Source organism: Corallococcus sp. CA053C (assembly GCF_003611675.1).
GTDB lineage: Bacteria > Myxococcota > Myxococcia > Myxococcales > Myxococcaceae > Corallococcus.
In genome coordinates this window covers 1-24,070 of the sequence record NZ_RAWA01000110.1, presented here as the reverse complement: position 1 = coordinate 24,070, position 24,070 = coordinate 1, and the positions used below count along the sequence as shown (strand labels likewise).

Here is a 24,070-nt window from a genome sequence, read left to right as displayed (position 1 = left end):
GGGCCGGACGGTCATCGGGCGGCTGCGGCTGCGGGGGACGGACCTGGATCCGCTCTCCGCGAAGCTGCGGCTGGAGAGCCTGCTGAGCGGCGCCCACCTCTCGCCCGTCGGTCTGCCGCCCTCGGCCACCGTGTGCATCCGCCGGCTCGTGGATCCGAAGCCGGGGGTGCTGCCGGTGCGGCAGTTCACGCCCGTCCCACCGCCCGCGTGGGATGAGGCGTTCCGTGCCGCGCTGGGCGCGCAGCTCGCCCGAGCGGCGCGGCCCGCGCAGGGCCCGGTGCCACCGGGCGCCGAGGCCGTGCTGTTCCTGGATCCCTCCGAGCTGCTGGCCTGTCTGGCCAGTGACGTGTGGCGGGGGACGGCCGCCGTGCACTGGTGGTGGAAGGGGCTCTTTCCCAGCGCGGACCTCGCGCTCCGCGTGGTGGCCGAGTGGCTGCGCCGGCCCGAGTACGTCCCCGCCGCGCTGGAGGCCGTGGCGCGGAGGAGCGAGGCCCGGCCGGTGCTGTCGCTGTTCACCGGGGACGAGGCACGCACGCTGCTCGCCCGGGTCTGCGTCACGCAGGGGTTGCCGGCGTTGGCGTCCGCGCTCGGGGCACTGGAGGAGGAAGCGGCGCGGGATGAAGTGGTGCTGGAGTCACAGCCGCGGGCCGTGAAGGAGGAGCGTGTCGCTGCAAGTGGCACCGTGCCGCTCGCGCCGTGGGAGTCCTGGGTTCCGGAAGCGCGAGCGTCGGGACTGGGGAAGGAGCACCGGACGCTGCTGGGCGTGGCGCTGATGCTTCGACGTGCGCCGTTGGAGGCGAGGCACGCGGCGTTCATTCCGGCCGTGGTCGCGTGGCGACGCGAGGAAGCACGGGTTGCCCTTGCGGAGAGGACTCACGAGTCCGTGCGCTCCGTGAAGGTGACACTGGAGGCCGGTCCGGAGTCAGGTGCAGAGGAGGTCCAGGTGTTGGCCCCGCGTGCAGCGGGTGCGCGGGCGGAGCAGCCGGTCGTCCCTGATCAGATGGAGCCGGCTGCCCTGCCTTCTCCCGTGCGGGCCTCGGAGGCTCCGATGCTGGAGCCTGCACCGCCTGGAGTGACCGCGGATGCCTCCACGCCCGCGCTGACGTCTCCGCTCGCGCAGCCTCCATTCGCGGCGCCCATTGAAGCCCCGGTGTGGCCGGTCCACACGGAAGCCTCCGCGACGCCTTCCGTCGTGATGCCCGCGCCGGAGCCCACGTCCGCGCCTCCTGTGCCGCCACCACCTCCGGGGCTGATGGCGTCCAGCGAGCCGCGGTTCGCGCCCGCGCCGGGACGTGGGTGGGGCCTGCCCATCTCGACGGGACTGGGCGGCCTCTTCTACCTGGTCAACGTGGGCCTCTTCCTGGAGCTCTACGGAGACTTCTCGCAGCCCGCGTTCCCGTCTCTCCCGCTGCCCGTGTGGGACTTCGTCGCGCTGCTGGGGCAGCGACTGCTCGGGGAAGCGCGGCCTTCGGATCCGGTGTGGAAGGTGCTGGCCCTGCTCTCCGGTCGCAGGCCGGGCGAGGCTCCGGGTCATGCCTTCGAGCCACCCGACGAATGGCGCGTGCCTGAGATCTGGCTGCGAGCCTTCCGCACGCAGGCGTCACCTGCATGGACGTGGAGCCTCACCGACGGGCGGCTGCGCGTGCGGCACCCCGCGGGCTTCCTCGTGCTCGACATCCTCGCGCCCGAGTCGGCCGATTCCACCGAAGCGCTCGTGCGGCGTGAGCTGGCTCCCTTCACCACCGGGCACACCTTCACGCTGGAGCCCGGTGACGTGCCCGCGCCCACGGCCTCCGAAGCGACGCCGCTGGAGCGGTGGCTGGGTTGGCTCAGCCCGTACGTCCGCGCCCGGCTGTCGCGTGCGCTGGGCGTGGCCCCGGACGACGCGGAGGCACTGGAGCGCACGTTGCTCGTGCACGACGCGCGGCTGCACCTGACGGAGACGCACGTGGACGTGGTGCTCGCGCTGGCGCAGCTCCCGCTGGAGGTGCGCGTGGCGGGGCTGGACCGGGACATCGGGTGGATTCCCTCCGCCGGACGTCACCTCACCTTCCACTTTGAATGAGCCAGGCGCCATGTCCGACACCCCGACCGCCGCCACGCCGCCCGATGCCCTGGAGCACTTCAAGCTCCACTTCTTCGCCGCCGCCACGCGCGTGCTGGCCCAGGCCGCGCGCACCTTCGGAGGCGAGGACGCGATGCTCACGCGCTTCCCCTTCCTCACCGCGTACCGCGAGGAGCTGACCGGGCTGGGCGTGGGCTCACTGGAGGAGGAGGAAGGACCCGGCCGCTGGCCCGAAGCCCTCGCCGCGTGGGAGGCCGACGTGGAAGGCCACCTGCCCCTGCGCGCGCTGCGGGAGGCCGCGAGCCTCGGCGTTGACGCCCTCGCGTTGCTGCTCGCCGTGGGCATGGTGGAGGAGGACGCGCGCTTCGGAGCGCTCTTCGCCGCGCTCCAGGGCACGCCCACGGTGCACCGGCCCACGCTGGGGCTCCTCAATGCCTGCTGGCGCGAAGAGGACGACCGGGGCGAGGTGCGCACCTTCCTGCGCCGCCTGATGGAGCTGGGGCTGGTGGAGATCATCAACCGCGACACGCCCCGCTCCGAGTGGGCGCTCCACGTCCCCGGCCCCGTCTGGGACGCGCTGCGCGGCGAGGCCCCGGAGACATTGACCCCGTGGATGAAGCACCACGCGCTGGCCACGCTGGAGCGCGACGAGCCGCTGCTCGTTCCCGAAACACTGCACGAGGCCATGGAGAGGCTGCCCGCGCTGCTCTCCACGGGAGAGGCGAAGGCCGTGGTGGTGCGAGGCCCCCGGCACAACGGCCGGCGCACCCTGCTGCGCGCCGTGGCCAAGGCCCTGGGCCGGGGCGTGCTGGAAGTGGAGGGCCCGGAAAAGGCCGACGACGAGCGCTGGCGAATGGTGGGAGCGCTGGCCACGCTGCTGCACGCGCTGCCCGTGGCGGTGTTGGACCCCGCGCCCGGAGAGGCCGCCGAGGTCCCGAGGCTGCCAGGCCTGGATGGGCCCTTCGGAGCGGTGCTCGGCCGGCTGGGTGGCGTCAGTGGAGAGGGAGTGGATCGCGCCCTCACGCTCGCGGTGGACATGCCGGGACCGCAGGAGCGGGCGCTGCACTGGGAGCGGGCACTGGCCGGGAGGCCCTGTCCGGCCCTGAAGGAGATCAGCGGTCGCTTCCGCTACACGCGCGGCAACATCCGACGCGCGGCGAAGCTGGCCCAGGCGCACGCCGCGCTCGCCGGACGCACGGCGGTGGAGCCCGAGGACGTGCGCGAAGCGGGACGCGCCCTCAACCGGCAGGCATTGGACACGCTCGCCGTGAGGCTGACCTCCACGGTGGACTGGACCCAGCTCGCGGTGGGCGGAGAGACGATGCGCGAGCTGCGCCACCTGGAGGCCCGCTGTCGGGGCCGGGAGCGACTGGGCAGCGTCGTGGGAGGCACGCTGGCGCGGCAGCTCACCCCCGGCGTGCGAGCCCTCTTCCAGGGCCCCAGCGGCACGGGCAAGACGCTGGCCGCGAGGCTCATCGCGTCGGTGCTCCAGTTGGACGTGTACCGGGTGGAGCTGTCGTCGGTGGTGAACAAGTACATCGGTGAGACGGAGAAGAACCTCGCGCGCATCTTCGCGCTCGCGGAGGAGCTGGACGTGGTGTTGCTGTTCGACGAGGGCGACTCGCTCTTCGCGAAGCGCACGGGCGTGAGCTCGTCCACGGACCGCTACGCGAACCTGGAGACGAACTACCTGCTCCAGCGCATCGAGTCCTTCGAAGGCATCCTGCTCGTCACCACCAACGCGGCCGAGTCCATCGACTCGGCGTTCCAGAGGCGCATGGACGTGGTGGTGGACTTCCGAGCACCGGACGCCTCCGAGCGTTGGGCCATCTGGCAGATGCACCTGCCCGCCGCGCACGCGGTGGAAACGGGCCTGCTGCGAGAGGTGGCCATGCGCTGCAACCTGAGCGGAGGGCAGATCCGCAACGCCGTGCTGCACGCCTCACTGCTGGCCATGGAGGACGGGGAGCCCATGGCGAGCGCGCACCTGGAGGCCGGAGTGGTGCGCGAGTACCGCAAGGCCGGGGATGTCTGTCCGCTGCGCCGTCAGGGCGCCGTGTCCCTGCGAGGCTGAACCGGAGGGAACGCCGCCATGGCCGTCGCCGCCAGAGCCGCAGCCCGAGGAGGCCCCGCCAGAGCCGCGGCGGCCCCGGCGCGTGCGGCGGGCGGTGCCACCTCCGCGGAAGCGCCAGGAGGCGCCGCGGTGAAGGTGGGCGGTGACGCGGAGAAGGACCCGAGGTTCCGCAAGGTCATCGAGCAGTTGGAGAAGAGCGCCCAGAAGACGAGGAAGCACCCGCCCGCGTCGAAAAAGGCCGCCGAGGCCCAGGCCGCCGCCGTCTCGCCCCCCAACGAAAGGAATGCCGGGGCGAAGGCCAATCAGGTCGACGCGATGAAGTCCGCCGAAGCGCCCAAGGCCGAGCCCAACGGTTTCCTCGCGCTGCTGCGCGCCGAAATCGAAAAGGTGATGCCCAAGAACCTGGACGACGCGGACAAGTTCATGAAGGGCAGTGAGACGGAGCAGGTGAAGGGCGCCGTCTCCGGAGGCGTGAAGGACCAGAAGGACACGGCGGCTGGCCCCACCGAACAGGCCACCGCCGCGGCTCCAGACCCGAGCAGTGTGCCCGGGCGTTCCGCCGCTCCCATGCCGGAAGACCCGGCCGCACCACCGCCGCCCGTCAACGCCGCGGAGGCAATGCCCGCGCCGAAGCCAGCGGGCGAAGTGCAGGCGCTCCAGAATCCCAAGAAGGATTCGGATCAGCAGATGAAGGACGCGGACCTCACGCCGACGCAGTTGCAGAAGGCGAACGACCCGCGCTTCTCCGCCGTCCTCTCCGCGAAGTCGAACGTGGAGAAGGTCGCTACGGCCGCACCCGGCAAGTACATCTCCAGTGAGAAGGCCACGCTGGGTCAGGCCGCCGCTCAAGCCACGGGGGTTGGCAAGACGGGCCTCAACCAGATGGCCGGAGTGAAGACCTCCAGCGGCTCGAAGGTGAAGACGCGCCAGATGTTGGCGAAGGCGAAGGACGAAGCCCGCCGCAAGGAAGTCACCGACACGATTGAAAGGCTGTACCAGCAGACCAAGGTGAAGGTGGAGACGAAGCTCTCCACCCTCGAAGCCGACGTCATGCGCCTCTTCGACGTCGGGGCCGAGGCGGCCCTGGCGGACATGAAGTCCTACGCCAACCGCGAAATCGACCGCTTCAAGGACGACCGCTACTCCGGCATCACCGGCGGCGCGCGCTGGCTCGCCGACCTCTTCCGCGACGTCCCCGAAGGCATCAAGGTCATCCTCCGCGCGGCCCGCGGACGCTTCGCCACGAAGATGGATGCCCTCGCGGTGCGCATCTCCGCGACGGTGGACAACCGGCTCGCGGATGCGAAGGCCGAAGTCGACAAGGGCCAGGCCGCCATCAAGACGTATGTGGAGAGCCTCCCGCGAGACCTCCAGGCCGTTGGCAAGGACGCGCAGAAGGAAGTCGCCAGTCGCTTCGACGAACTGCGCAGCGGCATCGACGCGAAGAAGAACGACCTCGCCCAGAAGCTCGCCCAGAAATACAAGGAGGCGCACGACAAGGCCGACGCCGCCCTCAAGAAGCTCGAGGACGAGAACAAGGGCGCCCTCAAGGGCCTCGTGGATGCCATTGGGGAGATCATCAAGATCCTCTCCGAGTTCAAGGACAAGCTGATGGCGGTGCTGCGCAAGGGCGCGGACACCATCATGCTCATCCTGAAGGACCCGATCGGGTTCCTCGGCAACCTGCTCGCCGCCATCAAGCAGGGCTTCAACCAGTTCGTCGGGAACATCTGGACGCACCTGAAGCGCGGCTTCATGCAGTGGCTCTTCGGCTCCCTGGCCGAGGCCGGCATCCAGGTGCCGAGCGATCTCAACGTCTGGTCCATCCTCAAGCTCGTCCTCGACGTGCTCGGCCTCACCTACGACTGGATGCGCGGCGAGGCCGTGAAGCTGGTGGGCGAGCGCAACGTCGCCCTGGTCGAGAAGCTCGTCGAATACATCAGCGTCACCATCAAGGGCGGGCCGCAGGCCCTCTGGGAGAAACTGAAGGAGGACCTCTCCAACCTGAAGGCGATGGTCATCGATGCCATCCAGGACTGGCTCATCACCACCATCGTGAAGCAGGCGGTGACGAAGGTCGTCTCGATGTTCAACCCGGCCGGCGCCTTCGTCCAGGCCGTCCTCGCCATCTACAACGTGGTGATGTGGGTCATCGAGAACGCCTCGCGCATCCTCGCCCTCATCGAAGCCATCGTGAACTCGCTGCATGCGATTGCGACGGGCGCCATCGGCGGCGCGGCGAAGTGGATCGAGAACGCACTCGCGAGCCTCATCCCCATCGTCATCAGCTTCCTCGCGCGACTCATCGGCCTGGGTGGCATCTCCGCGAAGATCCGCGAGTTCATCACCAAGGTGCAGGCGAAGGTGCGTGCCGCCGTCCTCGGTTGGCTCAAGAAGGCCTTCGAGTGGGTCAAGAAACTCTTCGGCAAGGGAGGCCAGGGCGGCGCGAAGGACACCCGGACGATGGAGCAGAAGCAGGCGGACCTCAGGGCAGCAGTCCAGGAGGCAGATGCCCTGATGAAGAAGAAGGGCGCCTCGGCCAAGGGCGTCACCGCCAAACTGAACTCCATCAAGGCCAAATACAGACTCACGACCATCACGCTGGCCCAGGAAGGCGAGAACAAGTACCACGTCGAAGCCGAGATCAACCCCAAGGAGCGCGGCCCTTCGGAGCAACTCAGCAGCAAGGGCTCCTTCTCCCTGGCGCCCGGCGGGTTCGCCGCTGCCGAAGGGACAAAGGTCCCGAACATCAAGGCGGGCGCCCCGCCCATCACGGTTCACCTCATCACGAACCACGGCCCGGATGTCCCGTCAGCGACCCTCAAGGATCGCTTCCAGCGGCAGCTGGTCCAGTTCCGACAGATGCGTGACGCGCGCATCAAGCTGGCGCAAGACAGCATCACGCTGGCGAGAACCCGTCTCACGGAGCTTGAGGCGCTGCCCGCCACGGCGGACGCGAAGAAGAACGAGAAGCGGATCAAGGACATGAACACGCAGTACGACAAGATCCGTGAATCCAACGAGAACATCCGGAAGTACCGGCTGATCCGCGAGAACGACGCCGAGGGTGTCGTCGGCTCTCTGGAGAAGTGGGGAGCCACTCCCATGCCGACGCGGACCTCGACCCGGTTCTACAAGACCTCCCTCATGGAGGAGTCCATCCGGGCGGCGCTGGAGGCGGGCAAGGAGACGATCGACAAGCACTTCCAGGACGAGGACGGGAAGGCAAAGCCACCGGGCACGAAGCTCCCCACTCCGCTCCGGCATGCCTTCAGCCACGGCATCGGGATTGGCTACAAGCTCATGCCCGACATGACGGTCATCGAGACAGGGACGCTCCGTGGGGTGGCGGTTATCATCGTCCTCTCTGACAGTGACAAGCGACTCTACGTGGTCGAAACCGCCTATCCCGAGTGAGCCCACCCATGAGCACCGGACGCACTGAAGGCGAAGACGAGTTCATCGAGCCCACGGAGGAGGCCCGTAGCGCGGCCCTGGTTCGCGTCAGGGACTTCCTGGAGCGCTTCTACCGGGACGAGCCAGACAACATCGTCGCTTCGGACAACGCGCTCCTGGCGGTGGGGCCCGACTGGAGGGAGCACTGGAACGCCGCCAACGCGTTCCGCATCGTCACGCGTGCGACCTTTCCTCCCGGGACGCTGAAGGAACTCGTGGAACAGAGCGCCAACCGCCTCATCCGGGACGACGGGCAGGCCCGCGAATTCCTGCTGGAAATGTATGCGCTGAGCTCACTCGATACAGCGGTGAACTACGACGAGCTTGTCTGAGACCTGAGCCCAGCCCCCATGGCCGTCGCCGCCAGAGCCGCCGCCCGAGGAGGCCCCGCAAGAGCCGCGGCGGCCCCAGCGCGCGCGGCGGGCGGTGCCACCTCCGCGGAAGCGCCGGGAGGCGCCGCGGTGAAGGTGGGCGGTGACGCGGAGAAGGACCCGAGGTTCCGCAAGGTCATCGAGCAGTTGGAGAAGAGCGCGCAGAAGACGAGGAAGCACCCGCCCGCGTCGAAGAAGGCCGCCGAGGCCCAGGCCGCCGCCGTCTCGCCCCCCAACGAAAGGAACGCCGGGGCGAAGGCCAATCAGGTCGACGCGATGAAGTCCGCCGAAGCGCCCAAGGCCGAGCCCAACGGTTTCCTCGCGCTGCTGCGCGCCGAAATCGAAAAGGTGATGCCCAAGAACCTGGACGACGCGGACAAGTTCATGAAGGGCAGTGAGACGGAGCAGGTGAAGGGCGCCGTCTCCGGGGGCGTGAAGGACCAGAAGGACACCGCCGCGGGCCCCACCGAACAGGCCACCGCCGCGGCTCCAGACCCGAGCAGTGTGCCCGGGCGTTCCGCCGCTCCCATGCCGGAGGACCCGGCCGCACCACCGCCGCCGGTCAACGCCGCGGAGGCGATGCCCGCGCCGAAGCCAGCGGGCGAAGTGCAGGCGCTCCAGAATCCCAAGAAGGATTCGGATCAGCAGATGAAGGACGCGGACCTCACGCCAACACAGTTGCAGAAGGCGAACGACCCGCGCTTCTCCGCCGTCCTCTCCGCGAAGTCGAACGTGGAGAAGGTCGCTACGGCAGCACCCGGCAAGTACATCTCCAGTGAGAAGGCCACGCTGGGTCAGGCCGCCGCTCAAGCCACGGGGGTTGGCAAGACGGGCCTCAACCAGATGGCCGGAGTGAAGACCTCCAGCGGCTCGAAGGTGAAGACGCGCCAGATGCTGGCGAAGGCGAAGGACGAAGCGCGCCGCAAGGAAGTCACCGATACGATTGAACGGCTGTACCAGCAGACGAAGGTGAAGGTGGAGACGAAGCTCTCCACGCTCGAAGCCGACGTCATGCGCCTCTTCGACGTCGGGGCCGAAGCCGCCCTGGCGGACATGAAGTCCTACGCCAACCGCGAAATCGACCGCTTCAAGGACGACCGCTACTCTGGCATCACCGGCGGCGCGCGCTGGCTCGCCGACCTCTTCCGCGACGTGCCCGAAGGCATCAAGGTCATCCTCCGCGCGGCCCGCGGACGCTTCGCCACCAAGATGGATGCGTTGGCCGTGCGCATCTCCGCGACGGTGGACAACCGGCTCGCGGACGCGAAGGCCGAAGTCGACAAGGGCCAGGCCGCCATCAAGACGTATGTGGAGAGCCTCCCGCGAGACCTCCAGGCCGTCGGGAAGCAAGCGCAGCAGGAAGTCGCCAGTCGCTTCGACGAACTGCGCAGCGGCATCGATTCGAAGAAGAACGACCTCGCCCAGAAACTCGCCCAGAAATACAAGGAAGCGCACGACAAGGCCGACGCCACCCTCAAGAAGCTCGAGGACGAGAACAAGGGCGCCCTCAAGGGCCTCGTGGATGCCATTGGGGAGATCATCAAGATCCTCTCCGAGTTCAAGGACAAGCTGATGGCGGTACTGCGCAAGGGCGCGGACACCATCATGCTCATCCTGAAGGACCCGATTGGGTTCCTGGGCAACCTGCTGGCGGCCATCAAGCAGGGCTTCAACCAGTTCGTCAGCAACATCTGGACGCACCTGAAGCGCGGCTTCATGGAGTGGCTCTTCGGCTCGCTCGCCTCGGCCGGCATCCAGGTGCCTGCCGACCTCAACGTCTGGTCCATCCTCAAGCTGGTGCTGGACGTCCTGGGCCTCACCTACGCGTGGATGCGCGGCGAAGCCGTGAAGCTCGTCGGCGAGCGCAACGTCGCCCTCGTCGAGAAGCTCGTCGAGTACATCTCCGTCACCATCAAGGGCGGGCCGCAGGCCCTCTGGGAGAAGCTGAAGGAGGACCTCTCCAACCTGAAGGCGATGGTCATCGACGCCATCCAGGACTGGCTCATCACCACCATCGTGAAGCAGGCGGTGACGAAGGTCGTCTCGATGTTCAACCCGGCCGGCGCCTTCGTCCAGGCCGTCCTCGCCATCTACAACGTGGTGATGTGGGTCATCGAGAACGCCTCGCGCATCCTCGCCCTCATCGAAGCCATCGTGAATTCGCTGCATGCGATTGCGACGGGCGCCATCGGTGGCGCGGCGACGTGGATTGAGAACGCACTCGCGAGCCTCATCCCCATCGTCATCGGCTTCCTCGCGCGGCTCATCGGCCTGGGTGGCATCTCCGCGAAGATCCGCGAGTTCATCACCAAGGTGCAGGCCAAGGTCCGCGCCGCAGTGCTCGGCTGGCTCAAGAAGGCGTGGGCCTGGGTCAAGAAGCTCTTTGGACGCGGCGGTGGCACTGGGGCGGGGAAGGACGGCGCGCCCGCCCACGGCGTGGTCAAGAAGGGCTTCGCCATGGGCCCGGAGGGCCACACGCTCACGGCGAAGTTCGACGGGAAGAAGGTCGACATCTACATGGCCAGCGCGGGCGAAGGTCTGCTCCGCGGCCAGCTCACCAATGCCACCACGGAGGTGGCGAACAGCGGTCGCCAGGACTCCCAGAAGCGGAAGATCCTCGGCGAGCTGAAGCGCGCTGGGGATGGGCTCGACAGCATGCACCAGGACTGGACCATCGCCGAGGGCAAGGACCCGCGCGGCGGCACCGGGACCCTCGACTACGAGGGCTTCGCGGGCGTCCGCATGGCGCAGATCGTCCAGTCGCTCAAGGGCCTGGAGAAGTATGACATCCATGCGCTGCACCGGATGTTCAAGCCAGCCCGGAGGAAGCTGCCGCCGGGATACCAGATCCGAAAGCAGCTCTACGACCGGGGCAGCGGTTGGACGAAGGTCAGCAAGGACATCCGCACGAAGTTCGCGAGCAAGGTCCAGAGCGAGGTCCGCACGGTGCTCCTCAAGCTCACCACCAACCCCGCCCAGGCCCAGGCCGATTGGCGACGGCTCAAGGTGGAAGGGAAGATTCCGGACACGTTCGTGCTGTCACCGACCTTCAGCCTCGCGTCCGTCACCCACAGCCTGTACGACGCGGATCACGATCCACCGCTGGGGGTCCACTGGACCGCCGAGGGCTACAACTCCAACGACCAGTCCCGCAACGACGCGGTGAGCAAGCCGCCGCACCCACCGCAGGCGATGCTGCTGGGCCCGAACCGGTCCAAGGGAGGCGTGCCGTTCCAGCCTCACGAGGTGGGACCGGACTTCACCAGCAGCTATGCCGAGGGCGGACGCAAGAACGCGGCGACCATCGACGGCCAGCCCTTCATCTTCCTCAACGAAGCCGGCCAGCCCATCCCCTTCTGACGGAGGTCTCCCGTGGGACGACGTGTGGTGCAGCAGGGCAGCGAGGTGTACGCGACCCGAGCCGTGGACCTGTCCCGGGACGGCCAGACGGTGCTCATCGCGAGGCACGCCGTGAACACCCCCGAGCGGTTGGAGCTGCGGGCCTGGGACGACCTGCACGTCCTCGAACACTGGGGCGCGCGGCTCAACGCGGACGCCACCTTCGCGCGCTTCACCTCGGAGGACGACCGGCTGGTGGTGACAGACGCCCAGAGGAACACCGTGCTGCTCGACCGGGCGTCGGGCGGCAAGGTGCAGCCCCTGCGTCCAGGAACGCGCGGCGCCTCGGTGGCGCGGCATGCGCCTCGCGCGGTCGTGCTCGGCGCGCAGGTGGAGGTGCTCGACACCACCGACGGTCGGAGCCTGTGGAACGTGAGTGAGTCCCACGCGAGCCTCAAGGCAGAGGCCGTGGCGCTCAGTCCGGACGGCACGAAGCTGGCGGTGACCGGCTGGGAGGGGGCCCAGGTCGCGCTGCTCGACGTGGACTCGCGAAGCCTGGTGAAGGTCCTCGAGCCGTGGTCAGCGCGCGGAACGCAGCTGCTGGCGCTCGACGCCTCGGGCCAGTACCTCTCGCTCGTCGGCACCGGAGGCTCCGCGGCCTGGGCGCTCGCCACCGCCAGCCACGCGGCTCCGGAGGAGCTGGGCCCGGAGCGGACCGCGTACACCTGCCACGCGTTCCATCCCCGGCTCCCCGTCATCGTGCTGGGGAGCCGGGCCGGGTACGTCACCAGCATCGACCTGGAGACCGGCGCCTGCCGGTACGCGGAGAAGGTCCACGAGGGGCGCGTCTGGGACGTCGCGGTCTCGGAGGACGGCGCCCGCGTGGTCTCCGCCGGGGACGAGGGAGACGTCTACCTTCAGGAGTGGGCCGAAATGGAGGCGCTCGGCACCAGCCGGATCTTGTAACCCCCGCCGCGCAGTGCGCCTGTCATTACTTGTGCGCCTCCGCCTTGGGGATCTTCAACGCCTGGAAGATGTGGATGATGCCCTGGTCGTTGAAATAGCTGTTCCACTTGGGGGCCGTGCCCGCCAGGTTGAGCGCGATGGCCTTCGCCGGAGGGTAGCTGCCGACCGTCACGGGCCCGGGAAGCATGCCCACGTGATGCTCGGCGACGGGCGTGCGGTAGTAGCTCGTGTTGCGCGTCAGCGCCGTATGGGTGGCATCCACGTTGAAGACAATCCCCCACTGCTGGCAGGCGATGCTGGGCTCCATGATGCTCATCCCGCCCGAAGGAATGAGGTGGATCTGCGGGTAGAACTCGCCCGCCTTGGGCGGGGAGGAGCGCAGCCGGGAGCGTGCATGGTCCAGGCAGACCTCCAGCCCGAAGTGGATGCCCGCCATGGTGAACGCGCCCTGGCCCCCCAGGCCCGTCTTCGTCTGCTCCCGCCCCGGCCCCACGGCCTCTTCGCGCCGGGTCAGCGTGTCCCGTGACCCCTCCGTCGGACGCAGGATGCTCATCGCGTCGGTGGGCTTCCCCACCAGGGCACTGCGGAACGTGGTGCGCTTCCAGCCTTCGAACCCCTCGGTGAAGACGTGGTTCGGCGCTCCGCAGTTGAAGCAGTGCTTCGTGGTCTCGTAGACGGGGTTCCGGATGAAGTCCACGTGGGAGATGAACTCCTTGTAGACAATCAGGCTGGACTCGGGGCCCACCTCGTCCGTGCCCCCGCGCTGGACCATGGCGATGTTGAAGACCTCCTTGTCGGAGCCGGTGTCCAGGTAGGCAATCGCTGTCCCGAAGACGAAGAGCCAGTCCTTGAACTGATCCTGTCGAGTGAAGACGCGGAGCGTCTCCATGATCAGCGACACCTCCTCGATGGGATAGGCCCCGTTGATGTCGTGGAAGTAGAACTCGGGCGCCATGAAGATCTTCAGGATGGACGAGGACTTCCTCACGGCCGGATCCGCGAAGGCCGCCTTGATGGCCTCCCGCATGATGTGGCACCGCCCCCGGATGTCGGGCTGTGCCTTCGTGCCGCCGAGGTACTTCTTGCCGTAGGTCGTCCCCATCGCCACGGCGGGGAAGGTATTGACCTGGTATCCGATGCACTGGGCGCTGGTGTAGGGCATTTCGCCTCTCAAGCTTTCAACGAGGGGGTTCCACGCTTCAGTAGGTGCCCCAGCGCGAGGGCAAGGGACCACTCCACTGCGCCGCCATTCCAGGCACTGCCAGCGGGGTGGTGCCGCCAATCCGCATGACGCTGGAGTCCGCGCCCAGGTCGGACCAGTTCACCGCGATGTTGCGGCAGTACAGGTCCTTGGCGAACGCCGACTGCGGATCATGGATGCAGGGGGCCGGATTCCAGACGCGATCCGCCTGCAGCTGCTGGACGGCGGCGACCGTTTCGGCGGGCATCACACCGGACGCCTTGACGAAGGGAACGCCATCCACAGGCGTGCCATCCGCCGCGAGGAGCTCGAAGACCTTGCCCGAATAGCTCAGCTCGCCCGGCATGCTGAAGTCCCAGGCCTGCGCGCTGAAGGGCGCTGTCTGGCCACAGGTGGCCGGCCCCCCGGGCGCGTCGGTGCAGTCGCCTCCGACGTGGAGCACCAGCACGTCCCCCGCCTTCACGAGCACGCCGGAGGGGAAGGTGAAGCTGAAACCGGAGTTGGTCAGCTCGCGGAGCGAGAGGCCCTTCAGCGTCCCGCCGGTGACGGCCACCAGCTCGATGAGATCCTGCTGGGGTGACGGGTTGATCTCCGTGATGCGCAACGTGGCCCCCGGCACGGGCTGTCCTCCGCCCGCGTCCGTCGGGCCCCCGTCCGGGCCTGCGTCGGTCTGTCCCGCGTCCTCGGCGCCCGCGTCCGCCACACCCGCGTCCGGCGCACCCGCATCCGTCCCAGGAGCCTGGACGCAGCGCTCCTCGACACAGACGATGTCCGGCCCCCGGGATGCGCAGTCGCGGTCCCGGGTGCACTCGGACTCCGAACATCCATCGAGGAACGGGAGCAGCGCGAGTGCGGCGAACAGCGGGACGCCATGGAGACGGGACAAGGAGAATCCTCGGGGCAGGGACTGAACGGACCCGCTGCGCTATCGCACCCCGAAGAACCGGACAAGCCGTCGAAGTGCGCTCACCCTGACGCACCGGGCCACGGCGTGTGTCACCGGTTGACACACGGGAAACATCCGTCCGGAGGCCGTCGGTTGACTTCACCTGCGCGGCGGTGCTGAACCGGATGGCCCCGGGCAGTCGCGGGCCCGGTGGGCTTGCAGCGTTCGTGAACCCCGCTTGCCGCGTCTGGAGCCACATCCATGATGACCCCTCCCCGTCGTCACCGCCGGAGCCCCTGGCTCTCGCGGTGGCATCACCTCGCCGTCGCGGGCCTTGCCTCGGCGCTGGTCTCCTGCGCCGCCACGGACACGCCTGACGCAGCTCCCGCCCCGGACGCCCCCGCCGCCGTGGAGCCGGCGCAGCAGTCGCAGGAGCTGCTCACCTGGACGCTGGGCGCGAAGTACGACGCCACGCAGGCCAACATCGACTTCCGCGTCTACTCCTCGCGCGCCACGCGCATCGAGGTGTGGATCTACAAGACGCCCCAGGGCGCGCAGGAGACCGTGAAGTACGTGATGACCAAGGACACGGCCACCAACATCTGGTCCAAGTCCGTCTCCGTCGCCACGCTGAAGGGCTCCACCTACAACCTCACCGGGACCGTCTACTACGGCTACCGCGCGTGGGGCCCGAACTGGCCCTACGACTCCACCTGGTCGAAGACGAACACCTCGGCGGGCTTCCTCTTCGACGTGGACAGCCAGGGCAACCGCTTCAACCCGAACAAGGTGCTGTGGGATCCGTACGCGCTGGAGCTGAGCCACGACCCGGTGAACCCCAGCAACCAGGACGCCACGGTGTTCGCCTCCGGGCCCCTGCACCGCTACAAGGACAGCGGCCCGTTCGCGCCCAAGGGCGTCGTGCTGCCACCGGAGACCGTCGCCACCGGCACCAAGCCCACGCGCGCCTTCAAGGACGACGTCGTCTATGAAGTGCACCTGCGCGGCCTGACGAAGCAGGACACCGGCTCCGGGCTGGATGCCGCCTGTCTGGGCACCTACAAGACGGCGGGCCAGAAGGCCGCGCAGCTCGCGGCCCTGGGCGTCACCGCGGTGGAGTTCCTGCCGCTGCACGAGACGGACAACGACAACAACGACTTCGCGCCCACCACCACCACGGGCGACAACTACTGGGGTTACATGAACCTCAGCTACTTCGCGCCGGACCGCCGCTACGCCTGCGACAAGAGCGCGGGCGGCCCCACGCGTGAGTTCAAGGCGATGGTGAAGGCCTTCCACGACGCGGGCATCAAGGTGATGGTGGACGTCGTCTACAACCACACCGGCGAAGGCGGCGGGTGGATCAACGGCGACTCCAGCACGTACAACGTCATGACGTACCGGGGCCTGGACAACCCCACGTACTACAGCCTCACGGCGGACAAGCAGTTCAACTGGGACAACACCGGCGTGGGTGGCAACTTCAACACGTTCAACCCCACGGCCCAGAACGTCATCCTCCATTCGCTGTCGTACTGGAAGGACACGCTGGGCGTGGACGGCTTCCGCTTCGACCTGGCGTCGGTGCTGGGCAACACCGTGGAGCACGGCGGCTACAACTACGACCGCGACAACGCGGGCACGGCGCTCAATAAAATCGTCACCCTGTTGGATCCGCGTCCGGACGCGGGCGGCGCGGGCACGGACTTCGTCGCGGAGCCGTGGGCCATTGGCGGCAACTCCTACCAGGTGGGCAACTTCCCGGCGAAGTGGAAGGAGTGGAACGGCATCTTCCGCGACACCTTCCGCAAGGACCAGAACCAGATGGGCGCGGAGGCGGTGACGCCGGGGCAGCTGGCCACGCGCTTCACGGGCTCGTCGGACCTGTATGGGGATGACACCCGCAAGCCGGCCGCGTCGGTGAACTTCATGGTGGCCCACGACGGCTTCACCCTGAAGGACCTGTACTCGTGCAACAGCAAGAACAACAACCAGGCGTGGCCCCTGGGCCCGTCCGACGGCGGCGAGGACAGCAACCACAGCTGGGACCAGGGCGGCAGCGCGACGTTGCAGCGGCAGGCGGCGCGCAACGGGCTGGCGTTCATGATGCTGAGCGCGGGCGTGCCCATGCTCACCGGCGGTGACGAGTTCCTGCGCTCGCAGGGCTGCAACAACAACGCGTACAACCTGGACTCGAACAAGAACTGGCTGGACTACGCGTGGAGCGCGGACCAGTCCAACTTCCGCCTGTTCGCCCAGAACCTCATCGCGTTCCGCAAGGCGCACCCGGCGCTGCGTCCGGCCAACTTCTACAGCGCGTCGGACACCAACGGGAACGTGATGGAGCAGCACCGCTGGTTCAAGCCCGACGGCGCCGTGCCCAACGCGGCGTACTTCGACGACGCGGCGAACCACGCGCTCGCGTACCGCATCGACGGCACCGAGTTCAGTGACACGGTGGGCGCCATCTACGTCGCCTACAACGGCTGGTCCGCCAACGTGAACTTCACGCTGCCGTGGCCGGGCACGAACAGGAAGTGGTACCGCGTGACGGACACCTGCTCGTGGATTGAGAGCCGGGGCGCCAACCAGGTGCTGCTCAACCCGGGCGTCGCGGACGACGTCGGCGCCGAGAACTCGGTCTATGGCCTGTGCGGCCGGGGCGTGCTGGTGCTCGTAGCGAAGTAGCTTTGCACTCGCGGGGACCCGGTGCGCCCGCACGGGTCCGGGTCCTCGCGGTGGGGCGTCATCCTGGCTGCGGCGGAAGCGAGCCCCCGGTATAAGGCCCGGCGGATTCTGGCATCCCCGCGAGGAAGGACCGTGCGCCCGTGACCCCGGAAGAAGAGAGGTCCGCCGCCCTGCTGCGGCGGCTCCAGCAAGAGGACTCGTTCGAGAACGAGACGTTCGCGGACCTGGACCTCCAGGGCCTCGACCTGAGCGGCAAGGAGTTCTACCGGTGCACCTTCCAGGACTGCCAGTTCCAGGAGGGGCGCTGGAAGGACAGCCAGCTGGAGGTCTGCGTCTTCAAGGGCTGCAACCTCACGCGCGCGAACTTCAATTCCATCCGCCTCAGGGACGTGCGCTTCGAGGGCTCGAAGTTGATGGGCATTGATTGGACGGGCGTGGCGGCGAACCCGGAGGTGGCGTTCGAGGAGTGCGGCCTGCCCTACTGTTCGTTCGTGGGGCTGGGCCTGCGGCAGACGGCCTTCGTGCGCTGCGTGGCGAAGGAGGCGAACTTCTTCGACATGGACCTGACGGACGCGGACTTCACCGGCACGGACCTCACGGGCAGCAACTTCCGCGGCTGCACCCTCACGCGGACCGACTTCACCGGGACGACGGGCCTCCTGTTGGATCCGGCGCGCAACAAGTTGAAGGACACCCGCGTCCCGCAGGAGACGGCGATGTCGCTGGCGCATTCCCTGGGGATGCTCGTGGACGGCTACCACGCGAAGCCGGCGGCGCGCGGCGGCGCGAAGAAGAAGCGCTGATCTCGCCACCCGTCACGCGCGATTCGGCAGCCTTTCACATCAACAGGTGCAACAAGCCCAACAATGCTCTCTGATGCCTACTCGCCTACCATGAACTAAAGATACCATTCAGCCAAAAGCCAGCCCGTATGTATAACGGACGCGCACTGGGATGCCGATTATTTCACAGAGACATGACGAAACCCAAAGTAACTAGAGGGACGAGTGTCCACCCAATCAGGGTTCTTTTCCGACATTTGTCCAGCGAGCATACAGATCATTGATCTAGCAGCCCCCAAAGCCTTCTCGGCGGAATCAACCGAGAAATCCTTGGCCATCACAAATGATGGTACCCTTCCAGCCTTCCACAGCTCCGTAGTATTCACCTTGAAATGCACAAGCCTATTTCTCATCGCAATGAGCTTTAAAAACCTCCCATAGGTCTCTTCGCCAGGCTCGAACCCTTTAAGCCCTTTCACCTTTGGGAAAAACAGCCACTTGCCATCCAAAGGCAGTTTATCAAACGAATCAAACCAACTCCTACTCAACTCCATTGCCCTCGAATTGATGTGCGCCTCAAGAGCAGTGGCACCAAAAACATAGATCAAAGAAATACACTCTGCATAATGACCATACTTAGACTCCAGCTCCGGATGAAGACCATCCACCATGTGGATCGCATCTGCCTCAAGCTCATCATAAGCAGCGGCCTCATCGCCTCCGTATCTTCTCAACACAGCCTCCTCCCGAGCCTCGGCCAGTCTCCACTCAGACTCCACAGAATCGATAGTCTTCCGAACGCGCTTAGCTCTCTTGAGCGCCCTCATCGCCATCCAATAGTACATCACATCGACATCAACCGACGTCTCGATTACGATACGATCTGAAACACCAGTGATTGACATTCTGGACTCCTGGCGAAGCATCTAGAAACATCTCAGCTACCCGATCCAACTCAGCAAGCCTTTGGGCCACTAAAAAAACATGCCGGCCCCAGATTTTCCTGAGGCAAAAGGATCTTCTTGAATTAACGAGCAGAAAAAAGTCACTGTCAAGGCGGACGAACACACTCGCATTGGCGCTCAAAATTGGCATGCCATAATCGCGGAAGCTAACAGCGCCTAACGAAAGTGCGGACTGGACTGGCCAGGAGCAAGGGCCGTCTCCAGCGTGAGGAGCATGGTTCGCGAACTCGTTCCCGACGCCTTCTGGCAGCGCATGGCGCCGGCTGCTGCCTCCGCCCAGGCCGAAGAAGAAGCTGGGCCGTCCTCGTGCGGACGACAGGGCGGCGCTCGAGGCCATCGTCTTCGTGCTTCGAAGCAGCATTCCTTGGGAGATGCTGCCTCGCAAGCAGTTCGGCCTGTCGGGCATGACGGCCTGGCGCAGGCTGGAGGAGTGGACCCGCGCAGGCGTGAGGGGAAAGCTCCAAGAGCGGCTGCTGGATGAGTTGGGGCTGCGCGGCAAGGTGGACTTCTCCCGCGCCTCCATCGACTCCTCGTCCGTGCGGGCGTCAAAAAGGAGGCCCTTACAGGCCAAGCCCGACGGATAGAGCGAAGGCGGGTAGCAAGCATCATCTTCTCGTAGAGGCCCACGGCCTGCCTCTCACCGAGTCGATGACGGCGGCCAACGTGCACGACACGCACGAACTCTTCCCCCTCGTCGACTCCGTGCCTGCGGTGCGGCTGCCTTCGGGGCAGCGCCGCTTCCGGCCCGCGAAACTCCACGGCGACAAGGCCTACGCGTCCAGGAAGAACCGGAGCGGGCTTCGCCTCCGAGGCATCGCCGCCCGCATCGCGCGCTCGGGCGTCGAGTCCAAGGAGCGGCTATGACGCTACCGTTGGGTGGTGGAGCGCACCTTGGCTTGGAAGAACCAGCTGCGCCGACTTCGAGTCCGCGACGAGCGCAGGGACGACGTCCACTCCGGCTCTCTCGTCCCCGGCTGCTGCGTCATTCTCCTACGCCGTCTCTGTCCTGGTATTTGTTAGAAACTGTAAATGTTGGCATTGGACCGACGGTTTTAGGGAAATTGGCAGGAGACCAGGGCTTTCCGAGCAATCTCACCTCGTCAGGACTCAGTTTTCCAAAAGTGCTTTCAAGTTGCCCTATGTAATTCATAAAAAATGGCCATCGCACCACCTCAATGCGAAAGATATTCCCAAGCCAATAAAGCACGCTGCCTATTGGGACAGTTCCGCCGTTCGGCGTTGGGACTGTCCGACCCTCTATGTCAACTTCGTGGCGCGTATCCCATTGAGCATAGTCAATTGGCTTGACCGCATCCTCATCGATCGCAGGGTCATAATAAGACTCAAACATGTTGCCATCAAAGACTGTAAGCAAGAAGACGACCACTCCTCTTTCATCTGCAAGAAGCCGATGAGGATGGAGTCTTTCGTAAATGCTGGAGAGTGCCGACATGAGACCGTCGCGAACGATTGTTCGTGCGTTCTCCGCCATGTCTTTTCCTCCGAAAGCCGCAAAATTAATCGCACTGCGGCCATGCGAGAAGAACAAGAGACCCTTCAGGGCACCGAGAAGAGCTTTGTATCTTTCCGGGCTGTCCGAAACGGGGAACGTCTTTAGTGTGCTGGCATGCTTGAAATATCTGCTGGCGTCTTCGGTAAAGAAAATCCAGGGTTTACTCGCACTTCGCTTGCACGAGATGCGGAGTTCAATTCGTCGTTCATTGATTAGTTTGTAGGCCAGGATATCCAGTTCGCGCTCTGATTTTAATGCGTTATTATAGTATGTGACTGAGTGAAATGTGTGCCAGCCATGTTTTTGGAGTGCATGGGCAACGCGCTGCTCCAATGGGTATCCACTGGAGGCAATTGCCTTTTTTACCTGTTGTAAAAGGTCGGGGGACGTCATGGAGTCTCCTTATGCTCGGCTGGGAATAGAGTATAGGCTGTATGGGACTGTAGAGGAAGGCAGGATGACATTATAAAGGGCCGGAAGGGTTGACAGCACCCTCCGAAAGTGCGGACTGGAGTGGTCAGCAGCAAGGGCCATCTCCAGCTTGAGGAGTATGAGTCGAGAACTGGTTCCCAGCACCTTTGGCCGCGTGTTGCGCCGCTGCTACCTCCCACCCCAGCCGAAGAAGAAGCTGGGCCGTCCGTGGACGGATGACCGGGCGGCGCTGGAGACCATTGTCTTCGGGCTTCGCCGCGACATCCCGTGGGAGATGCTGCCTCGCAAGCAGTTCGGCATGACGGCTTGGCGCAGGCTGAAGGACTGGACTCGCGCAGGAGTATGGGGAAAGCTTTAGGAGCGGCTGCTGGATGAGCTGGGGTTGCGCGGCAAGGTGGGCTGCTCGCGCGTCGCCATCGACTTCTCGTCCGTGCGGCCTTCAAGAAGGGGGGGCCTCACGGGCCCAAGCCCGACGGATAAGGCGGAGGCGGGTAGCAAGCATCATCTTCTCGTAGAGGCCCATGGACTGCCGCTCACGGAGTCGGTGACAGCCGCCAACGTGCACGACACGCACGAGCTCTTCCCCCTCGTCGACTCGGTGCCCGCGGTGAGGATGCCTTCGGGGCAGCGGAAACGACGGCCTGGGAGACTTCATGGCGACAAGGCCTACGCCTCCAGGAAGAGCCGACGTGGGCTCCGGCTGCGCAGCATCGCTCCGCGCATCGCTCGCCCTGGCATTGAGTCCAAGGAGCGTCTGGGACGCTACCGCTGGGTGGTGGAGCGCACGCTGGCCTGGAAGAACCAGCTGCGCAGGCTTCGGGTCCGCGACGAGCGCAGGGACGACGTCCACTTCGGCTTTCTCGTCCTCGGCTGCTGCGTCATTCTCCTACGTCGCCTCTGTCCTGACATTTGTTAGGAGCTGTAAGGTCAGGACGTATTCAGACCTCCCGAAAGAACAAGCAAGCCCTTGTCCTGCCGCACTCCTGTGATTTTCACAGTCTTCCTGAGCGATTTGCTCAGCCCAGCGCACAGCTCATCAAAACACTGTATCCCGAAGGAGCCCGCAACATTCTAGCCCACTCCATTAGAATGCGTGTGAAGCGCTACTGTGAAGCGCTACCATGAGAAGATGTCTAACGGTGTGTCGGTGCGAAAAAGAGCGTGATGACCGCGTCGCCCATTACCCGAGGCTCGCGAGCCGGCGGCAGGCGGCGGACTTCACCGCGAGGTACACGCGCAGGCCCGGTGCGAGGTCCAATTCGCGCACGGCGGAGTGCGTGAGCCGCACCACCCAGCGCACGCCCGCCACGTCCACGTGGGTCGCGCACTCCCCTGCCCCGGCGTCCTCCAGCTTCGTCACCGTGCCTTCCAGCACGTTGCGCGCGGAGATGCCGGTCAGCGGCCCCGTGGACAGGAGGATGTCCTCGGCTGGAACCGCGTAGGCGGCGCGCGTGCCCGTGGGCAGGCCGGGCGCGTCCGGGACCCAGAGGGACAGTGCCTCCGTGATACGCAGCCTCGTGCCTCCGGCCGCGGGGTGTTCCAGCGTGCCCTCCAGGATGTTCTCCTCGGGTTCGCCGGTGAGCAGGCCTCGCGCGGCCGTGCCCAGCACCGTGTCCGCGGATCCGACCGCGCGCACCGCCCCACCGTCCAGGAGCAGGGCCTCGTGGGCGAGCACCCGCGCCTCTCCCATCTGGTGCGTGACGTACAGCAGGGGCACGTGGGCCTCGTCTCGCACGCGCAACAGGTAGGGCAACACGCGCTCCTTCAACGCGACGTCCAGCGCGGCCAGCGGCTCATCCAGCAGCAGCAGCGCCGGGTCCGTGGCGAGCGCCCGCGCCAGGGCCACCCGCTGCTTCTCGCCTCCCGACAGCGTGACGGGGTAGCGGTGCAGCAATGGCTCCAACTCCAGCAGGTGCACGGCTTCGTCCACGCGCGAGGGTCGTCCGGCGCGCACACCGAAGCGCACGTTCTGACCGGCGGTGAGGTGCGGGAAGAGCAGCGCGTCCTGGGGCACGTAGCCCATGCGGCGCGACTCGGGCGGCACGTCCACGCCGGCAGCGCTGTCGAGCAGCACGCGACCGCCCACCACCACGCGACCGCGAGCGCCGCGCCGCAGCCCCGCGAGCACCTCCAGCAGCGACGTCTTCCCGGAGCCCGAACGCCCCAGCACCGCCACCGACGCGGACGTGAAGCGCGCTTCGACCTCCAGGGTGAAGCGCGCCAATGGCAGACGCAGCGACAGCTCCATCACGACCGTGCGCCTTCCACGCGAGTGCTCCACCCGGGCGCATGAACCCTCACGCGAGCCCCCGGGCGCCGCGCCGCCGCGTCACCGCTTCCGTCACGTACATGACCGCGAACGCGAGCACCACCGCCACGCCCGCGAGCTTCAATGCCTCCGCGTCATGGCCTGTCTGCGTGCGCTGGAAGATGGCCAGCGACAGCGTCTGCGTGTACCCCGGCATGTTGCCGGCGACCAACACCGTGGCGCCGAACTCCCCCAGCGCCCGTGAGAACGCGAGCAGCGCGCCCGTGAGCACGCCGCGCCACGCGAGCGGCAACGTCACCCGGAAGAAGGCCCGCACGCGCGTGTCGCCCAGCGTGCGCGCCACCGCCACCAGCCGTGGATCCACTTCCTCGAAGCCCGTGCGCGCCGAGCGCACCAGCAGCGGGAACGACATCACGGCGCTCGCCAGCACCACGGCCTTCGGCGTGAACACGACCTCCACGCCCAGCGTGTCCAGCAACCGTCCCAGCACCGAGTCCCGCGCCAGCAGCTCCAGCAGCACCAGGCCCACCGCCGTCGGAGGCAACACCAGGGGCAGCGCCAGCACCGTCTCCACCAGGCCCCGCCCCGGGCCCTTCCACCGCGCCAATGCGTACGCCGCCGCCACGCCCGGCACCAGGATGAGCGCCGTGGACAGCGCCGCCACCGCCACCGTGAACAGGACCAGTCCGGTCAGCCCCTCATCCATCACGGCGAAGGCCGTCCCATGCCTGCATCCGGCTTCGCGCGCGGCATCCCCGCATCCACCGGCATCCGGTCCTTCACGCCGCCCGGCGTCGCTTGAGCCCCCACCGCGCCCGTGTCCACTCCAGCATCCTGCGTCGCTCCAGGCGCATTCGGCGTCCCCACCTCCACGAACCCGGCCTTCCGGAACGCCTCCCGCGCCATGTCCGTCCGAAGAAACCGCACGAACTCGAGCCCACCCTCCGGCGACTTGCCGCGCGTCAGCGCCGCCGCCGGATACACGATGCGCGGCGCATCCCCCTCCGGCACCGTGAACGCCACGCGCACCTTCTTCGATTGCGCCGCGTCCGTCGCGTACACC

18 protein-coding genes and 1 pseudogene are annotated in these 24,070 nt (G+C 66.7%); 12 read left to right on the top strand and 7 right to left on the bottom strand.

Going from position 1 to position 24,070, the window contains the following annotated elements:
- The 6 genes and pseudogenes from D7V97_RS44665 to D7V97_RS44660 all read left to right on the top strand — a co-directional run.
- Positions 1-2,065, top strand: a pseudogene (locus D7V97_RS44665) (hypothetical protein); the annotation flags it as partial.
- Positions 2,066-2,075: 10 nt separating this feature from the next.
- Complete coding sequence (locus tag D7V97_RS16865; RefSeq protein ID WP_120611669.1) at positions 2,076-4,139, top strand: ATP-binding protein; 2,064 nt, start codon at positions 2,076-2,078, stop codon at positions 4,137-4,139.
- 129 nt (positions 4,140-4,268) lie between these two features.
- Positions 4,269-7,556: a hypothetical protein gene (locus D7V97_RS16860; protein WP_120611668.1), complete on the top strand. Its 3,288-nt coding sequence runs from the start codon at positions 4,269-4,271 to the stop codon at positions 7,554-7,556.
- Between the two features lie 8 nt (positions 7,557-7,564).
- Positions 7,565-7,927: a hypothetical protein gene (locus D7V97_RS16855; RefSeq protein WP_120611667.1), complete on the top strand. Its 363-nt coding sequence runs from the start codon at positions 7,565-7,567 to the stop codon at positions 7,925-7,927.
- A 129-nt stretch (positions 7,928-8,056) separates the two neighbouring features.
- On the top strand, positions 8,057-11,326 hold the full coding sequence (locus D7V97_RS16850; RefSeq protein WP_120611666.1) for a hypothetical protein: 3,270 nt from the start codon (positions 8,057-8,059) through the stop codon (positions 11,324-11,326).
- A gap of 12 nt (positions 11,327-11,338) precedes the next feature.
- Positions 11,339-12,271: a WD40 repeat domain-containing protein gene (locus tag D7V97_RS44660; RefSeq protein WP_158623382.1), complete on the top strand. Its 933-nt coding sequence runs from the start codon at positions 11,339-11,341 to the stop codon at positions 12,269-12,271.
- A gap of 25 nt (positions 12,272-12,296) precedes the next feature.
- On the opposite strand, the gene D7V97_RS16840 is transcribed toward D7V97_RS44660, so the two are convergent.
- Complete coding sequence (locus D7V97_RS16840; RefSeq protein ID WP_120611665.1) at positions 12,297-13,433, bottom strand: hypothetical protein; 1,137 nt, start codon at positions 13,431-13,433, stop codon at positions 12,297-12,299.
- A 37-nt stretch (positions 13,434-13,470) separates the two neighbouring features.
- Positions 13,471-14,358 (bottom strand): hypothetical protein, encoded by an 888-nt coding sequence (locus D7V97_RS16835; RefSeq protein ID WP_120611664.1) that lies wholly within the window; start codon positions 14,356-14,358, stop codon positions 13,471-13,473.
- A 261-nt stretch (positions 14,359-14,619) separates the two neighbouring features.
- Between D7V97_RS16835 and D7V97_RS16830 the strand changes: the two genes are divergently transcribed.
- Both D7V97_RS16830 and D7V97_RS16825 read left to right on the top strand, forming a co-directional pair.
- On the top strand, positions 14,620-17,046 hold the full coding sequence (locus D7V97_RS16830; protein WP_120611663.1) for an isoamylase: 2,427 nt from the start codon (positions 14,620-14,622) through the stop codon (positions 17,044-17,046).
- A gap of 140 nt (positions 17,047-17,186) precedes the next feature.
- Positions 17,187-17,849 carry a pentapeptide repeat-containing protein gene (locus D7V97_RS16825; protein ID WP_199728834.1) on the top strand — a complete coding sequence of 221 codons (663 nt, stop codon included), beginning with the start codon at positions 17,187-17,189 and terminating at the stop codon, positions 17,847-17,849.
- A gap of 158 nt (positions 17,850-18,007) precedes the next feature.
- Here the strand turns inward: D7V97_RS16825 and D7V97_RS44140 are convergent, their stop codons facing one another.
- Positions 18,008-18,733, bottom strand: a complete 726-nt coding sequence (locus D7V97_RS44140) for a hypothetical protein (RefSeq protein WP_147444836.1) — start codon at positions 18,731-18,733, stop codon at positions 18,008-18,010.
- Positions 18,734-19,056: 323 nt separating this feature from the next.
- On the opposite strand from D7V97_RS44140, the gene D7V97_RS16820 reads away from it, so the two are divergent.
- Positions 19,057-19,377 (top strand): transposase, encoded by a 321-nt coding sequence (locus tag D7V97_RS16820; RefSeq protein ID WP_120611662.1) that lies wholly within the window; start codon positions 19,057-19,059, stop codon positions 19,375-19,377.
- Entirely contained in the window at positions 19,271-19,657 is a 387-nt protein-coding gene (locus D7V97_RS16815; protein ID WP_120611661.1) for a transposase, read from the top strand. The genes D7V97_RS16820 and D7V97_RS16815 overlap by 107 nt, the downstream gene beginning before the upstream one ends.
- 118 nt (positions 19,658-19,775) lie before the next feature.
- Here D7V97_RS16815 and D7V97_RS44135 read toward each other — a convergent pair whose 3' ends face one another.
- Complete coding sequence (locus D7V97_RS44135; RefSeq protein WP_147444835.1) at positions 19,776-20,699, bottom strand: hypothetical protein; 924 nt, start codon at positions 20,697-20,699, stop codon at positions 19,776-19,778.
- 157 nt (positions 20,700-20,856) lie between these two features.
- Between D7V97_RS44135 and D7V97_RS16810 the strand changes: the two genes are divergently transcribed.
- Together D7V97_RS16810 and D7V97_RS16805 are read left to right on the top strand one after the other, a co-directional pair.
- Positions 20,857-21,096: a transposase gene (locus D7V97_RS16810; RefSeq protein ID WP_120611660.1), complete on the top strand. Its 240-nt coding sequence runs from the start codon at positions 20,857-20,859 to the stop codon at positions 21,094-21,096.
- Positions 21,097-21,132: 36 nt separating this feature from the next.
- Positions 21,133-21,654, top strand: a complete 522-nt coding sequence (locus D7V97_RS16805) for an IS5 family transposase (RefSeq protein ID WP_255424805.1) — start codon at positions 21,133-21,135, stop codon at positions 21,652-21,654.
- 264 nt (positions 21,655-21,918) lie between these two features.
- On the opposite strand, the gene modC is transcribed toward D7V97_RS16805, so the two are convergent.
- The 3 genes from modC to D7V97_RS16790 form a co-directional block, all read right to left on the bottom strand.
- The gene (gene modC, locus D7V97_RS16800; protein ID WP_120611658.1) at positions 21,919-22,986 is read right to left on the bottom strand and encodes a molybdenum ABC transporter ATP-binding protein; all 1,068 of its coding nucleotides are present in this window, start codon (positions 22,984-22,986) and stop codon (positions 21,919-21,921) included.
- 49 nt (positions 22,987-23,035) lie between these two features.
- Positions 23,036-23,713: a molybdate ABC transporter permease subunit gene (gene modB / locus D7V97_RS16795; RefSeq protein WP_120611657.1), complete on the bottom strand. Its 678-nt coding sequence runs from the start codon at positions 23,711-23,713 to the stop codon at positions 23,036-23,038.
- On the bottom strand, positions 23,713-24,070 hold a 358-nt coding region (locus tag D7V97_RS16790), incomplete at its 5' end, for a substrate-binding domain-containing protein (protein WP_158623380.1). The genes modB and D7V97_RS16790, both read right to left, overlap by 1 nt.